This is a genomic window from Lysinibacillus sp. KCTC 33748, from assembly GCF_002237755.1.
GTDB lineage: Bacteria > Bacillota > Bacilli > Bacillales_A > Planococcaceae > Lysinibacillus.
The window spans coordinates 69926-85572 of the sequence record NZ_MWSJ01000011.1 but is presented as its reverse complement, the minus strand read 5'-3'; the positions used below and the strand labels follow the sequence as shown (position 1 = coordinate 85572).

Below are 15647 nucleotides of genomic sequence, written 5' to 3'. Positions count from 1 at the left end.
AACCGCATATATTAGCTTGTAAGGAAGCCGAAAGGAGGGATAGTTTGTGAATCCAGCTGATACTTATAATCTTTGCTGTAAATATCATGGTAAACGTGTAAGAATTGTAGAAACTGGTGGCAGAGTACATTATGGAGAAATAACTAGGGTGGATAGAAGACAGGTGTGGATTCTACCTGATAGACGATTTGGCGGTTATGGTTTAGGATGGGGTTGGGGTTTTGGAAGAGCCGGAGCAGCTTTTGGAATTGGAATCGCATTTGGGGTAGTTGCCGGAATTGCCCTAGCACCACTATTATTTTGGTAATATTGAAATGACTAATTTTACTATCCGCTGCGCGAAGACATGGAGAAAAAATAAGCCATTTCAATCTACTGAGATGGCTTATTATCCTCATTGCACTTGCTCTTGTTGCTGTTTGATTTTAATCAACTCGGATATTGTGACAAATGTATAGCCTTGTTTCTTCAGTTTTGGCAATATTTCCTCCAATGCTTTGATGGTCTGCGTACGATTGCCGCCTCCATCGTGGAACAAAATAACATCACCTGGCTCCGTTCCCTTCATCACTTTTTGTACAATTTTATTGACCCCTGGCTGTTTCCAATCTTGAGTATCCTGATGCCAAGACCACATCACTACTTTGTATCCATCCTTTACAGCGGCATTAATCATTTGATCATTATAGTAACCACCTACAGGACGGAACAATATCGGTGAAAATCCAGTAATACTATAAATTATTTCCTTTGTCTTACGTAGTTGTGACTGTAATTCAGCTACGGAAGCTTTAAACGGATGTGAATACGTATGATTGGCAAGCTCATGTCCTTCTGAAAAAGATCGTAAAACAAGGTCTGGATATTTTTCTGCATTTTTTCCAATAATAAAAAACGTCGCCTTTGCATCATACTTAGCCAATAAATCTAAAATAGCTGCCGTATACTGGGGATGAGGGCCATCGTCGAAAGTCAGAGCAATTATTTTGTCTTTTGTGTTAATGTCCCATACAACTTCCCCTGTCTCCTCATAATAAGGTCGTCCTTTATCCGCATAGGTTGTCACTGAAGATATTACCGATATGATTAAAAAAAACAAGGATAGAACCAATACATATTTACGTGTCATAAGCATCACCTCCCAAGTTCAAATTCACATAACTCCGTCAACTTACTATTTACGAATTACAATGAATTATACTTATGAAGGTTTGGCTGTTTTCTCCTCTTAAAACACCGATCATTTTTGGTAACTAATAATTTTTTAATAAAAATGCCGAACACCTTTTTAACTATCGCCATATGTATATAGAGAGAAAAGGAGTGATTTCGGATGGTAACAATTGAGCCTATTATGATTAAAGGCCATTTTTTCACTGCAATAGTTGTTCAATTACCAAAAACAACACTGCTAACAATTTCTAACGACACGGGGTACATTATGTGTGGGGCTTTAGATGTTGGTCTATTAAATGACCGCTTAGCAGATCGGAAAATTATTGCCGGTCGAGCAGTTGGCGTGAAAACAATTGATGAATTATTGACAGCTCCATTAGAATCTGTGACATATGAAGCGCATCAACTTGGTATTTCTGAAGGAATGTCTGGTGTAGAGGCATTATTAAGAATGGTATAACAAAATTATTACAAAGCGTCAGTGCAATACGACTAGGCGCTTTTTTCTTCAGTCTTATAAAGTGTATAAGCTATTTACTCTATTCCTATACTTTAGACAAAAGGAGTGTTTGTTTTGTCTAAAGATAATCATCGGAAAATACATGTAATTTTGTTGTTAATAGTACTAATTATTTTCGTGTGGTCTGTCATAAAACCAGTATCCTATTTAGACTGGCTCGCAGAAGTTAGTCCCGCTGTCGTTGCAATTATTATTGTAGTCGCTATTTATAACAAGTTTCGCCTTACAACACTTTCTTATTTTATCATTGCCCTTTTATCTATTCTAACATTTATTGGTGGACACTATACTTATTCGGAGGTTCCACTTTTTAACTGGATTAAAGAGGAGTTTCACTTAAAACGAAATGACTACGATCGATTTGGGCATTTCCTAAAAGGTTTGATGGCCATTGTCATAAGAGAAATATTAATACGAAAAACACCACTAGTAAAAGGCGCCTGGTTAACAGGCATAACAATAAGCATTATGCTCGCTATTGCCGCTCTCTATGAAATCATTGAATGGCTCAGTACAAAAATTTCAAAGGGTAGTGGAGCAGCGAAAGATTTTGTAGGTATGCAAGGAGATCAATGGGATGCACAATGGGACATGCTTTCGGCCTTCCTTGGGACAATTTTAGCTTTACTGCTATTTACAAAACTCCATGATAAATTGTTGAGAAAGCAGACAAAGTAAAACAATTTTCTTCTGTAGCAAGCATAGCATAACTAATATGAACCATTCGAAAGGTGGTACTCTATGTACTATGCAAGTGTTAGTCAACAATCACCCCATGTATCTCGCGTAATTGCTGTCACTGGAAATGGAAAAGTATTAGCTACTCCAAGCTATGTTCAAATTCAGTTAGAAGTCCAAACAAGAGGAAAAAATGTACAAGATGCACAGCAGGAAAATGCGATAATTATGAATCGTGTCATCCAATCTCTTTTAGCTCTCCATATCCCGAGAGAAAATATTCAAACAACGGTTTATACTATTTCCCCACTTTATGATTATAAGGACGGCCAACAGATTTTTAAAGGCTATGAAGTAACAAATGGTATTACCGTTAAAGTAACGGATACGAGCCAGATTGGTGAAATTATTGATACAGCAGTAGAAAATGGTGCAAATCGGATTTCCTCTATCCAATTCAACATTGACAATGTAGATGCCTATTATCAACAAGCTCTTAGTTTGGCCCTTCATAATGCCCAAATGAAAGCTAAAACGATTGCAGAAACGATGCATCTGCCTTTACAACCACAACCAATCGAAATCGTTGAGGGACATGAAGATACACCTGTCCTGTATAGATCAATGGCGATGGCTGATTCCAAAATATCGACACCTATTGAACAAGGTCAAATAGCCATTAAAGCGAATGTTCGAGTGAAATTTCAATATTAATTGTATAAGAGCCTACACCCTATTTAAATAGGATGTAGGCTCTTATAGTTATTTAAGCTTGTAGAGATAATCTGTCGTTAAATTCAAACGTATTTTTTTCTAGACATACTACTTCATCGGAAGTTTTAAAAATAATATCAAAATGCTCACTATACGAATGCATAAACAATTCATATTGAATCCGACGTTCTTCATGGGATTGCTTTAAATAATTGATATCGGTTCCCCTTTCAATTACATCACGACCGGACCTTCTCTTTAATTCCGTCTCACCATCTGTATAAAAATAAATTTTCAAATCAAATAGTTGGGGATCAATAAATGCTACACACATCCCCTCTACAATTGTTACTTTATTTTTTGAAGAAATAAACGCACATTTCATATAGTGCGTATCTATTGTCAATAAATCCAGACCCTTTCTAACCATTTGAATATCTCTTTCCAAAGAAGGCAAATGATGCGCCGCTGGATGGCAAGCTGTCATTTTAAAATGATGCTGCTCGTTTCGATAAGTATAATTGATAATTGTATGCTTTCGTATATCCGAACTAACAATGTACGGGTCTGTATTGATATAATTCACTTCATCTCCGTTAAAGCAGTTAATAAGATTATTGGCGAACGTTGTTTTTCCTGCTGCTCCATGACCAGAAATACCAATAACAATTGGCGTTTCTTTCTTGCTGGCCCAAGTAACAATATTTTGCAATAACCTATCCATCTTTCTTCCCCCGCTACTTCTATTATTAGTTTTTATTTCACAGTTATTATACCTTATTTGCTAATTAGTTCCAATTCATTTAACGCATCGCCAATTTTACCTTTCTTTAATTGATCCGTATGTTCTTCTTTCTGATAACCTTCTAAATTAACGCTTATATCGCTAAAAAATAATATGGAGATTGAATATTTAAGATTTCACCTGAGCTGTCGGCTGTTGGATCTGAGTAGTCTTTCGGTAAAATCTAGCAAGGTGAAGGCCCATCGGAATCATTCATGAAATTATATGGTTTGACATATATTTAAGCATCATAAATTGGTTCAACAAGGAGGGTTTCATGCAATCTGAAAAATTGCGATTAAGAAAGATTCAACATCTTGCTCATGAAATTACTGATGAAATGAATAAAGGCGGAGTACTTACTCACTTAGAAACGTTGATTCCTGTTATTGATAATTTATCTCGTGCGATTGGTGATTTAACAGATTCCTATGGAAAGTATTCATTAGATTATGTAGAGGAAAAAGTGGAAAATGCTCATACGCTTTTGTTTAACAAAGAAAAAGTGGATGTCTATTTATAAAGATATAGGAAAAGGGTAACCATTTATATGGTTACCCTTTAAACATTTAATGTGTTTCAGGATTAAATGTTTTACAATCTGTTTCTTCACTATTAGATGCATGTTGTCCCTTTTGACTTACAACATAAATTTTTTCTGCACCACATCTGTTTCCAGAGTTCCAAAATGTACAGTTATTGACTTCACAAAGAATTTCTTGTGCCATCGTTTCCACACCTCCTCTTTTTTATCATTAACAAAATTGAGGTATTCAATACTTAGTCTTAGAAGGTGTAATGAAACGGAAATATACATCATTTAAACTTCGATTTCATAGTGTTGAAAAACAAAATGGTCAAAGAAATCTTTGTGAATGTTGCGGCTCTTTAAGTGAGAGTGATTTCCGTTCCAGGCTACTCGCCCAGTCGGAACGGAAATCAACCCCTCATTTTGCCATAAGAGTCATACTTTAATTTCATTGTCTCAATAGCTTTTCTCCACGTTAATCAATAACCTTTGTTGGTGTTGCCTTTTGCACAATTATAATGCCATCATATGCCTCAGCAGGTGTCATATTAATTGTATAAAGCATCTTCATAAACTTATACCAAACACTAAAGTCATCTCCGATATTACCCATTCTTTGTTTTTGTGCTAAGATGTCAGCTAAATCCTGAGATTCATTAGCCTTTTTAAAGTCTACATAGAATATATTTTCCTTCACTTCGCTGAAAGCATCTATTAATGCATTACGGTGCTTAATTGTATACTCTTTTCTTACGCCAGACTCATTTTGTGCTTGAAACGTATTTTTAACAAAGTCAGTCCCAATAGCAAAGTACGCATCTTTATACACTTCGTCTAAGTATTGGCCCATAGATTTGTACCCTGCCAGATTCGCCGAAGTTTTTTCTATATGTCCATTATGAGCAGACATCAGTACTTTATCATGACCTCGACCCGCTTCAAAATCAACGATCCATTGTAAGTTGTTCGCTAAATATTCATCACGAAGATTTGCATAATTATTATCACTTAAAAATAATTGCGTTCGCTGCTTCATAATTTGCGCATATTGAGCAGCAAGTAAATAAGCTTCTTTCGACGATTTCTTTTCATAAGAATCTTTATTTGTTTGCAAATCCTTTATGATTGCATCCATACTTTTGTCAAGTTTCTCTAGCTGACTACTAGATAAATCTCTCATTGTTTTATTCGTCGCATCTTTTAGCTGTTCCTTATATTTCTTAGCACCTTCACTATTGACCACTTCGTAATAGTCTAGTAATCCTTTTTTACTATAATCATAGCGTTGCATATCGTTACCATAAAAATAAATTTTATCTTTCTCATTGGCAGTCATATTGTAATCATGCATCCACTGAACAAACTCAATCATTTGCTCTGTTTTATAAATACCATAATCCAAAGCTTTTACCGCTTCCTCAGCTGTGCCAGTACCATTTAAAATAAACTGATTAATTTGCTGAGCGCCACCAAAATCACCTTCTAACACAAACACACGAACATTTTCATTTTTTATTAAAGCTTGAAATACATCTTTCTTTAAAGTTTGGAATTCAACGTTACCATGTGTTGCTTCTCCAAAACCAATTACTTTCACGTCATTTGGAATATCGATATTTTCAACCGCGGATGTATATTTTGAAGCATCCTTAACAGCCTCTACCTTTCCCCACCCCGCTAAAACAAACACAAGAAATATTGTTGAAATTAACAAAAAACTCCTTTTAACAAGTGCCATTTAAAAAAGCCTCCCTTTATTTATAAAAAAGTTACTCCACATTAGCAGAATGAAATAGTCCCACACTTTATATAGCTTTTCGTTGGAAATATAAATATCCTCCAAGGAAAAACAGTAAGAATCCTCCTCCTACAACTGTTAATAATTGATCCCAAGGCACGAAGAATACATCACCTGTATTACCACCTACATTCATCATCAAGAAGGGCTGCCCCCATGGATAGTAAGGTCCAAAACGTGCGGAATTGACCGCTAATATAGACGGTAAAGTAAATACAACGTTTACTGCAAATGGAGCAGCAAAACTTTTAAACATAATGGACGTCCAAAGCTGCAACGCGACTAATGGCATTGTCGCTAGCCATCCGCCAAAAATACTTTTCCACACAATTTCCATTGGGAAGGGATCTGAGTAGCCTTTCATAAGACCTACTGCATATATAGAACATAAATATAATATCTGCATCGCCATCACAAGAAGCATAATTAATACATACTTTGCGGCAAACACTTTCCCTCTTGTCACAGGTAGTGCTAAAAGTTGTTTCCAGCCACCAGATTGATGTTCATATCTACAAATTAGACTCGCAAATACTCCTGAAATTAAAGGTAGAAATAATAATGCATACAATAAATTCATAGAAATTAACGAGCTATACCATTCATTAACTCCAGAATCCGCCATATCACTAAAATTCGATGTTAATCCTATAAAAAGTCCGATTATAGGTCCTGCCAAAATTAATGGCACCATTTTTGATTTACGTAATTTAAACCATTCAGCGCTCAATATAGATCCCATTACTTTACATCCCTTCTAGCGAAATCTATCATTCCGATAATATACAGCAAAATACCGATGCTGATTCCAAGCACGACATTTATAACGGGTTCATCCCATTGATTCATTAAAGATGGCCATTTCCAAATCATCCAATCAGGCAATACAAAGGAGGAATAGGCAAAAATCACGCCGAAAATGCCTACTGTAATTGGGATCCCCTGATTATGACAAACACTTGCAATCCAAAGTTGAAGTGCCAATATTGGCAATGACGCAAAATATGGATAGTAAGCAAATTTAGCAATTTCCATATATGGTGTGCTATCGCCTAAGTCTAAAAAGACTCCGTAAGCCAGTGTCACTAGCATTAAAATCGTGGAAGACAAGAACAGTAAAATTGCCAAGACCGAGAATTTTGATAAATACACTGTCAATTTAGACACCGGTAGTGCAATTAATTGCTTCCACGCGTTCGTTTCATTTTCAATACTCGCTATAAATGAAGTTAAAATAGCAATCCCTAAAACGATAGCAAGTGGTGTAAATGAATGAACATTTAATAAATAGTAGCCCCAATCGTCCTCGCTTTGCTCTAACAAATAGTCCTTCCTTACGCCGTAATTTACCATTTGCATCGCAACAACACCGATTGGTCCTAAAGCTGTTAGAAACCATAATCCTTTGCGTTTAATTTTCAAAAAGTCAGAAGTTAATAGTTTTCCTATCATAGCGCTTGCTCTCCTGTTGTCATTTGAAGGAAAATATCCTCTAAAGATCGTTTCTCTTCTTCCACTCGGTAAACCGAAATGCCTTCTTGTACAAGGATTTGTACAATATGTGCTACCTTTTCATCTGAGCATTCATCAAATAAGATGAGGTCATCCTTATGTTCTGCCTTAATACCATTTGCTACTAATGAACGCCAGCCCTTTTCACTATCACTCACTTTAATGACTACCTTTGGCTGGGCAAATCTACGCATTGCTTCAATTGAATCTTGGAAAATCATTTTCCCCTTTGTCACAATACCTACTTGCGTAGCCATTTGATCAATTTCAGATAATAGATGGCTTGAAATAATAATCGTCATTCCATATTCTGAAGGTAGTCGTTTAATCAAATTACGAATTTCGATAATACCAGATGGATCAAGACCATTCGTTGGTTCATCTAAAATAAGTAATTCAGGATTATGTAACAACGATGCAGCTATACCTAAACGCTGTTTCATCCCAAGAGAAAAGCCCTTTACTTTTTTATCTGCGGCATCCTTCAAACGAACAATTTCTAACACTTCATCGATCCGTGACTTCGGTACACCTAAAATTTTTCTTAACGCTTCTAAATTTTCATAGGCCGTTAAATGTGGATAATAAGAAGGGTTCTCTACTAATGAACCAACCTTTGATAAAATATTAATTCGTTCCCTCGTTAGATCTTTTTGGAACATTTTAACAGTTCCGGAAGATGGCTTCATTAGACCAAGAAGCATACGAATCGTCGTCGTTTTTCCCGCTCCATTCGGTCCTAAAAATCCGTATATTTCACCTTTGCGTATTTTTAAATTTATATTTGATACAGCTTGCTCTTTACCAAAGCTCTTTGATAAATTTTCTGTTTGTACGATATATTCCATTGTCCTCACCTCTGTAATTATCATAAGAAATGAAGGTTAAAAACAGGTAAGGTTCAAGGTTAAATTTTGTTTAAAAAAGACAATTTATCAAAACATGGGTTGATTTCCGTTCCGGCTGGGCGCTTTGTAGCTGCCGCTACGCTTTCGCACAGAAAACACCCGCTGCCTCAGGCCAACACGATGTTGGTCACGAAGGCGTTATCACAGGATGTGATGGTTTTAGCCTTCGTTCCTCGATTGCTGATCCCCAAGGAATCGCACAGCCGTAACGAAGATCAACTTATTTACATGGCGTACGTTTTATCAATTGGAATCCCTATTTTTGTGATGAGCTTTAAAAAGAACTTTGCAGACATACTATTTGGACAATCAATCTAAGTATGAAAATGAAGCATGCCTTAACATGCTTCACGAATTATTCTATTTGTAGTGTTTAATTTTAATTTTGGTGCCGGATTCACTTGACTCAATATCCCAATCTAAATTCATGCCCTTCACCATAATATCGACTATAGATAAGCCAATACCAGCGCCTTTAGCATCGGATTCATTTTTCATTCCGTTCCCGTGATCTTTTATGATAAATGCATCATAATGCTCCGTCGATTCGGTTTCAACGCCAATATATTTCCCGCTACTTGCATGGCGTAATATATTTTGAAATAAATTATCAAATATACGTCCAAGCCAAATCGGATCCACTTGCCATTCATTTTTCTCAAATGAATGTAGTTCAATATCGATTTCAAAGCCTTCCTTTTCAAATACTGAATACCATGTAGTCATTTGCTCACGTACAAAACGAATAACGTTGATTTCTTTCGCCTCAAATTTATATTTACTAGCCATCAACAGTGTATAGGACATTAAATTTTCTATTAAAGCGTCAACACTAACAATCGATGCTTCCATTGCCTTAATCGCTTGTTTTCCATCCTTTGATAATGCTTCTTTACTTATTGAATAGGATTGCGCCCGTATTTTCGTTAATGGTGTTCGTAAATCATGTGATAAATTAGCAATCAATTCACGTCTTAACTGTTCTTCCTTTTGCTCGCGATTCTTACTTTCCCTAAGCTCGCACACCATGCGATTAAAGCTATGTTCAAGCTGACCGATTTCATCCTTCTTCTTGACCTTTGTTTCAATAGGTAGGCCATCTACATCACGAAGTTCCATTGCTTCTTGAAGGTGCAACAGTCGTTTCCGAATCCCTTTGAAAAATAAAAAGGAGATGATAATGAAAAATAAAATAATCGCAATAACACCAAAAAATACAAAGGCACCATATTTTTCATAAACACTCCTAATTGGTGGTGTAAACACTTCTTTAGGAATTTCAAAAACGATAAATCCATTCGATTCATCCTCACCTAAAAAAGCAATGACAGTAAATGGATCTCCACCATAGCGTTCTTTTATAAACTTTGTTGTAAATGCTGGTGTCCATTTTGATGGAAGTTGCTCAGTCACATTCAATGTTGTAAGCAATGTACCATCCTCACCTACCCAAAACATAGATGCTTTAGGGTATTGTTTTTTCCAACTTTCAAAATGTTGAACAATTGCTTCCTCTGTCATGTTTTTTAAACTTTTAGCTTCTGCATGCCATTTTCCCTCTACTTTACTCTCAATCTCAGCTCCCTTTGAAAGATCATCTTCTCCATTTTGGGCAATCCCTAAAACAAAAAGAGGAATGACGAGATAGGCTATTTGAACAATAGAAATAGCGAGCAGAATGATAAACATATACTTAGCTAGTAATGAACGAAAAAATTTCATTGTTTCACCCTGTATCCAATACCACGAATGGTTTCAATAATTGTCGGCTTAGCAGGATTTATTTCTATTTTTTCTCTTAAGTATCGAATATGTACCATTAATGTTTTATCGCCTTCTATGTAGCTTTCTCCCCAGACACCTTCATAGAGCTGTTCCTTCGTTAAAATTTGATTTAAATGGCGAATAAAATACTGTAATAAATAGAATTGCTTACCCGTTAATTGAATTTCTTCATCAGTTTCCTTGTTGATAATCCGCATATCTTTCGTATAAATTTTTAAATGCTGAAGATCTAATACATCATCATTTTTTTGATATCTTCTTAGTAAAACCTCTATACGGGCTATAAGTTCATCTGGGTGGAATGGCTTCGTTAAATAATCGTCCGCGAAGTTAAGGCCTTCTATTTTATCCTCAACGGCAGTTCGTGCTGACAGCATTAAAATTGGGATCTCTTTATTTTCTCGCTTAATTCTTTTGCCAATTGAAAAGCCATCTAAGCCTGGCAGCATCACATCCAATATAGCGATATCTTTAAAAGCTATGTGCTGATCGACCTCTTCCCCAGATTCAAGCCATGTAACCTCATAGCCTCTTTCCGTTAAATCCTTTGTCACCCATTGGCCGATCTCTTTTTCGTCTTCTATGTACAATATCCGATACAATGGTAATCCTCCCAATCTAATCTAGATTTTAGAAATAAATGTTATTCTGTATTATACGATTTCATAGATTTGTACTCAATCATTGTCTGTAAAGTGAGAGAGTCATTGCATAAATCACATCTAAGGCTAGGGATATGTCGATAAAATTAAAAATTTGGGTGATAAAACTAAATAATTGGGTGATAAATTAAAAATTACGTCGATAAAACCAAATTATTTCTCGATAAAACAAGCTAACCATCAAAAAAACGTATTTGGATTCCCCAAATACGTCAATCTTTTCAGTTATTTGTAATAATCAACATATCATGATCATCAAACTGCCACATGTCCCCGTAAGCAACTTCCCAATAGTAGCCGTTCGGATCTTGGAAATAGCCACTATAACCACCCCAAAATACAGTTTCTGGCTCCTTGACGATTTCCGCTCCGGCATTTTTAGCTAATTCAAACACTTGATCAACTTCTTCTTTCGATTTTCCATTATAAGCAAGCGTAATCCCATTAAAGCCATTACCAATAGCTGGTGGATTTGCCTCGTTTATATCTTTTACTAAACGCTCAATCGGAAACAGTGAGATTTTTGTCCCTCCATTATTAAAGAAAATAACATCTGGGTTTGTTTCCTCGCCATACACAACCACTTCAAATCCCAGACCCTCTCTATAAAACCTAAGAGACTCGATCATATCCTTTACACCCAATGTAATTAAATTTAAACGATTCATCCTACTCTCTCCTTTATAAAAGATTCAATTACTTATTCTATCTTAAGCATTGAATCCCCTTCTAGCTTCTTGCAATCCTCATGTTGCTTCTGTCCATGTACTCTTTGTATAAGCCATTTTCAATCCACAACGCTCCATATTGTTTTGACTAATAGATGCAAATTTGGCGTGCCCTATCATTACACTACAATTTTGTTTGAGGGATTCGTTGATACGAAACTGTATTAACGCTTGGTGAATTCCTTGATTACGGGCAATTTGTTTCACGGCAAAGGCAGCTAAAACGGCCGTCCCATTATATACATATAAAGAACCAACACCAACGTCCTCACCCTGAAGAGAAGCAATATAAAACGACCAGCCAGGCTTGTCATGCAACACCTGATTATTTGTCGCAACACTTTCTGCTAAAAATGCTGGCATACCAAAACCTTCAACATAGATATTTCCGTAACGATCAAATCCGTCTTCATCGATTTGTCTTATTTTAATGCACGAATTCTTTGTTTTCCCTACCATCTCTTCATTTAGCTCACAATATAATGTTGCATGAAAATCACTCTGAAAAAAACCAGCATTATGTAAGTTTTTTAGCGAAGTAGTGTTTACATATTGAGGGGCTAAATCAAAACGGGCTGGGATTTCCCTTGCTTTATAAAAGCTAAGTATTTTATCTATCGTATCCTCTGAACTAAAGCTATCACCCTTTACCACATTGTATGAGGGACCGGGGATATTTTTAATGAAAAAAGCATAGGCACCATCAAATTGACCAACCTCTACTCCCATAGCATTGTTCTGAATTTCCTTTATTGCATTCAGCCTCGACTCAAACATCTTGATTTCCGTCATTTCAAAGTGATCTGCCAAGTTTTTCGTTATTACCACCCCTTATTCACCACCCTATAATTTTTACTTTTCTACCACTAATTGTAATCCACCCAGGTGACCGAACTACGTAAACTATAAAAATTTCTTCCTGTGAATCATTGATATTTCACAAAAGTAACCTCCACGTTTCTATGAAACTAAAAAGTGCGTACTTTTTTTCGCAATGGAACGAAAGCATAATAAAAAAGCACAAAGCAACAACGAAAATTGGAGGACAGAAAAATGATCAATCATTTACAAGATACAATCACATTAAATAATGGCTTACAAATGCCAGGAATGGGGTTAGGCGTATTCAAAGTAGAGAATGATGCTACAGCAGAAATAGTGAAAAATGCGATTGAGGTCGGTTACCGTAGCATCGATACTGCCGCTATTTATGGCAATGAAGCAGGGGTTGGTGAAGGTATTAGGCAGGCACTAACAACTACTGATTTACAGCGTGAGGATTTATTTATTACATCCAAAGTATGGAACGATGACTTGAGCTATGAAGCGACAATTGCAGCATACGAGGAAAGCTTAGAAAAATTAGGGCTAGATTATTTAGACCTCTACCTTATTCATTGGCCAGGTAAAAATAAATATCAAGAAGCTTGGAAGGCACTCGAAGATTTATACGAGCAAGGGAAAATTAAAGCAATTGGCGTATGTAATTTCCATACGTCACATTTACAGGATCTTCTTAAAATAGCACGTATCACACCTGTTATTAACCAAGTGGAATTCCATCCACATTTACAACAAGCTGAGCTACGTTCATTTTGCGAAGCGCACAATATACAAATGGAAGCTTGGGCACCGTTAATGCAAGGTGGGCTTCTTGATCACGAAACTATTTCAACAATAGCTGAAAAATACGGGAAATCAAATGCTCAAGTTATTTTACGCTGGGATATTCAAAACGGTATCATCACAATTCCAAAATCTGTGCGTAAAGAACGTATGATTCAAAACGCTGATATTTTTGATTTCACCCTAACTGAAGAAGAGATGGCGATCATTAACGCTATGAATCTGGAACAACGTGTTGGCCCAAATCCAGATGACTTTGACTTTGCTCTATAAACGGAAAAAAGAGACTGTCTAATTTTCTTCTCAGACAGTCTCTTTCCAATCTATTTAAGATGTATGCATCATCGCGATATCCTCATCACGTTGCATTAACAGTACATCTTCACCTTTATCTTGTAGCTTTTCGATATGTTTTTCACCCCAAGTGCAAAGGACGTTCAACACAGGGTCCATCTCTTGACCATAAGGTGTTAGCGAATATTCAACTTTTGGCGGTACTTGATTGAAAACCTTGCGATTAATTAAACCAGACTGCTCTAATTCACGCAATTGGCTCGTTAGCATTTTTTGCGAGATGCCTGGAATCAATCGGCGGAATTCATTCGTACGAATCTTACCATGGTGGTTAAGATGACAAAGAATAATAGGTTTCCATTTGCCCCCAATGACTTCAAGAGTGGCTTCAACACCAATATTATAAACTTTTTTCATTGTAAACCTCCTGAAATATTCAAAAGTAACTAAAAGTACTCTATACAACTTTTAGGCATGTATGAATATTACAATACACTATACAAAAAATCAAAGGAGATAGTAATAGAATGAAAGAAACAAAAGTTCCGAATGCTAAACTAACATTACTCGCACTTGCAATCAGTGCTTTTGGCATTGGCTCAACAGAATTTATCAGCGTCGGACTCCTCCCATTAATAACAGAAGATTTTGGTATAACGTTAAGTACTGCGGGTTTAACCGTATCCATATATGCACTAGGCGTAACTATTGGTGCACCGCTTTTGACAGCATGTACATCAAGCTTTAGTCGGAAAAATGTGTTACTGCTCGTCATGGTACTTTTTATTATTGGTAATTTACTCACAGCTCTAGCACCCTTATTCTCATTACTAATAATCGGCCGTGTTATTTCAGCATTAGCACATGGCGTGTTTATGTCTATTGCCTCTGTTATCGCTGCAGATGTTGTGGAACCTAATAAACGAGCAAGTGCAATAGCTTTTATGTTCACAGGGTTAACATTAGCAACTGTCACAGGCGTCCCGCTAGGAACTTTTATTGGACAAGTAACTGACTGGCGAATGTCGTTCTTTTTCATTGTTGTTATTGGTATTATCGGATTAATTAGTAATGCCCTGCTTGTACCTAGTCAATTATCTAAAGGAAATCCAATATCTATTCGAGATATCGGGAAAATCTTAGGGAATATAAGAATGCTACTAATTCTCTTTATTACCTCAATTGGATATGGTGGCGCATTCGTAGTATATACGTATATTTCCCCTATTTTAGAGAAGTATATGGGCTACTCACCGAAAGCAATTGTCGTGATCTTAATCGGATACGGTATTTGTGTTGCAATCGGTAATACATTAGGTGGTCATTTTGCGAATAATAACCCTTTACGTTCTATCTTTATTATCTTTATCGGCTTAGCACTGGCTGTACTCGGCATTGGCTTCTTTTTGGAGTCATCAATCATGGGATTATTAATGGTCCTTATGATGGGTCTATTTATGTTTATGAATGTACCGGGATTACAGCTTTATGCCGTTCAGCTTTCAGAAAAATATATACCATCAGCTATTTCAATGGCTTCCGCATTAAACATTTCGGCCTTTAACATTGGCATTTTTATAGGGTCATACATTGGAGGATTCATCATTCGCCACCAATCATTAGCACATACACCTATATACGGATTCGGCTTAGTGATGCTTGCAGCAGCTACTACATTCCTATGGTTAATCTTTGATAGAAACAAACAATAGTCCCCTTGCTTATAGGATCAAAAAACAATGAAAAGGACATATTTGTCAATGTTATAGCACTTTAAATGAGGATAATTTCCGTTCTAAGCTACTTCGCTTTCGCTCAAAAAATCTGTGGCTAATGTTTTTTTATCACTATAAATTAAAGTGCCATGCCAGAAGATACATGTTGATTGGAGTGGAGGCTGGGCGACTCCTCGGGGATCAGCGATGACGGAAAT

General features: G+C 36.3%; 20 protein-coding genes. 8 read left to right on the top strand and 12 right to left on the bottom strand.

Annotation, left to right across the window (positions count from 1 at the left end):
• Positions 1-46 precede the first annotated feature (46 nt).
• Entirely contained in the window at positions 47-307 is a 261-nt protein-coding gene (locus tag B1B04_RS14630) for a hypothetical protein (protein WP_079562174.1), read from the top strand.
• 87 nt (positions 308-394) lie between these two features.
• Here the strand turns inward: B1B04_RS14630 and B1B04_RS14625 are convergent, their stop codons facing one another.
• Positions 395-1129: a polysaccharide deacetylase family protein gene (locus B1B04_RS14625; RefSeq protein ID WP_079562173.1), complete on the bottom strand. Its 735-nt coding sequence runs from the start codon at positions 1127-1129 to the stop codon at positions 395-397.
• A gap of 204 nt (positions 1130-1333) precedes the next feature.
• Here B1B04_RS14625 and B1B04_RS14620 point away from each other — a divergent pair, with 204 nt between their 5' ends.
• From B1B04_RS14620 to B1B04_RS14610, 3 genes are all read left to right on the top strand, one after another.
• Positions 1334-1636, top strand: coding sequence for a YunC family protein (locus B1B04_RS14620; protein WP_079562172.1), 303 nt, complete (start codon positions 1334-1336; stop codon positions 1634-1636).
• A gap of 114 nt (positions 1637-1750) precedes the next feature.
• The gene (locus B1B04_RS14615) at positions 1751-2374 is read left to right on the top strand and encodes a DUF2238 domain-containing protein (protein WP_079562171.1); all 624 of its coding nucleotides are present in this window, start codon (positions 1751-1753) and stop codon (positions 2372-2374) included.
• A gap of 63 nt (positions 2375-2437) precedes the next feature.
• Positions 2438-3088, top strand: coding sequence for an SIMPL domain-containing protein (locus B1B04_RS14610; protein WP_079562170.1), 651 nt, complete (start codon positions 2438-2440; stop codon positions 3086-3088).
• Between the two features lie 52 nt (positions 3089-3140).
• On the opposite strand, the gene B1B04_RS14605 is transcribed toward B1B04_RS14610, so the two are convergent.
• Positions 3141-3812 carry a uridine kinase family protein gene (locus B1B04_RS14605; protein WP_079562169.1) on the bottom strand — a complete coding sequence of 224 codons (672 nt, stop codon included), beginning with the start codon at positions 3810-3812 and terminating at the stop codon, positions 3141-3143.
• A gap of 337 nt (positions 3813-4149) precedes the next feature.
• On the opposite strand from B1B04_RS14605, the gene B1B04_RS14600 reads away from it, so the two are divergent.
• Positions 4150-4395 (top strand): group-specific protein, encoded by a 246-nt coding sequence (locus tag B1B04_RS14600; RefSeq protein WP_079562168.1) that lies wholly within the window; start codon positions 4150-4152, stop codon positions 4393-4395.
• Positions 4396-4441: 46 nt separating this feature from the next.
• On the opposite strand, the gene B1B04_RS14595 is transcribed toward B1B04_RS14600, so the two are convergent.
• The 5 genes from B1B04_RS14595 to B1B04_RS14575 form a co-directional block, all read right to left on the bottom strand.
• Positions 4442-4600 (bottom strand): DUF1540 domain-containing protein, encoded by a 159-nt coding sequence (locus B1B04_RS14595; RefSeq protein WP_079562167.1) that lies wholly within the window; start codon positions 4598-4600, stop codon positions 4442-4444.
• A 276-nt stretch (positions 4601-4876) separates the two neighbouring features.
• Positions 4877-6139: an erythromycin esterase family protein gene (locus tag B1B04_RS14590; protein WP_079562166.1), complete on the bottom strand. Its 1263-nt coding sequence runs from the start codon at positions 6137-6139 to the stop codon at positions 4877-4879.
• Positions 6140-6206: 67 nt separating this feature from the next.
• Positions 6207-6941: an ABC transporter permease gene (locus B1B04_RS14585; protein ID WP_079562165.1), complete on the bottom strand. Its 735-nt coding sequence runs from the start codon at positions 6939-6941 to the stop codon at positions 6207-6209.
• Positions 6941-7651, bottom strand: a complete 711-nt coding sequence (locus B1B04_RS14580; RefSeq protein WP_079562164.1) for an ABC transporter permease — start codon at positions 7649-7651, stop codon at positions 6941-6943. The genes B1B04_RS14585 and B1B04_RS14580 overlap by 1 nt, the downstream gene beginning before the upstream one ends.
• Complete coding sequence (locus tag B1B04_RS14575) at positions 7648-8559, bottom strand: ABC transporter ATP-binding protein (RefSeq protein ID WP_079562163.1); 912 nt, start codon at positions 8557-8559, stop codon at positions 7648-7650. The genes B1B04_RS14580 and B1B04_RS14575 overlap by 4 nt, the downstream gene beginning before the upstream one ends.
• A 66-nt stretch (positions 8560-8625) precedes the next feature.
• On the opposite strand from B1B04_RS14575, the gene B1B04_RS14570 reads away from it, so the two are divergent.
• Positions 8626-8937 (top strand): hypothetical protein, encoded by a 312-nt coding sequence (locus tag B1B04_RS14570; RefSeq protein WP_079562162.1) that lies wholly within the window; start codon positions 8626-8628, stop codon positions 8935-8937.
• Between the two features lie 42 nt (positions 8938-8979).
• Here B1B04_RS14570 and B1B04_RS14565 read toward each other — a convergent pair whose 3' ends face one another.
• The 4 genes from B1B04_RS14565 to B1B04_RS14550 all read right to left on the bottom strand — a co-directional run bounded on the left by B1B04_RS14565 (position 8980) and on the right by B1B04_RS14550 (position 12622).
• Positions 8980-10341 carry a HAMP domain-containing sensor histidine kinase gene (locus B1B04_RS14565; protein ID WP_079562161.1) on the bottom strand — a complete coding sequence of 454 codons (1362 nt, stop codon included), beginning with the start codon at positions 10339-10341 and terminating at the stop codon, positions 8980-8982.
• The gene (locus B1B04_RS14560; RefSeq protein ID WP_079562160.1) at positions 10338-11006 is read right to left on the bottom strand and encodes a response regulator transcription factor; all 669 of its coding nucleotides are present in this window, start codon (positions 11004-11006) and stop codon (positions 10338-10340) included. Before B1B04_RS14560 ends, B1B04_RS14565 begins: the two co-directional genes overlap by 4 nt.
• 281 nt (positions 11007-11287) lie before the next feature.
• On the bottom strand, positions 11288-11734 hold the full coding sequence (locus B1B04_RS14555; protein ID WP_079562159.1) for a VOC family protein: 447 nt from the start codon (positions 11732-11734) through the stop codon (positions 11288-11290).
• A gap of 78 nt (positions 11735-11812) precedes the next feature.
• Positions 11813-12622 carry a GNAT family N-acetyltransferase gene (locus tag B1B04_RS14550; RefSeq protein WP_079562158.1) on the bottom strand — a complete coding sequence of 270 codons (810 nt, stop codon included), beginning with the start codon at positions 12620-12622 and terminating at the stop codon, positions 11813-11815.
• Between the two features lie 225 nt (positions 12623-12847).
• Between B1B04_RS14550 and B1B04_RS14545 the strand changes: the two genes are divergently transcribed.
• The gene (locus tag B1B04_RS14545) at positions 12848-13693 is read left to right on the top strand and encodes an aldo/keto reductase (RefSeq protein ID WP_079562157.1); all 846 of its coding nucleotides are present in this window, start codon (positions 12848-12850) and stop codon (positions 13691-13693) included.
• Between the two features lie 54 nt (positions 13694-13747).
• Here B1B04_RS14545 and B1B04_RS14540 read toward each other — a convergent pair whose 3' ends face one another.
• Positions 13748-14131, bottom strand: coding sequence for a winged helix-turn-helix transcriptional regulator (locus B1B04_RS14540; protein WP_079562156.1), 384 nt, complete (start codon positions 14129-14131; stop codon positions 13748-13750).
• Between the two features lie 110 nt (positions 14132-14241).
• On the opposite strand from B1B04_RS14540, the gene B1B04_RS14535 reads away from it, so the two are divergent.
• Entirely contained in the window at positions 14242-15426 is a 1185-nt protein-coding gene (locus tag B1B04_RS14535; RefSeq protein WP_079562155.1) for an MFS transporter, read from the top strand.
• Positions 15427-15647: the final 221 nt, after the last annotated feature.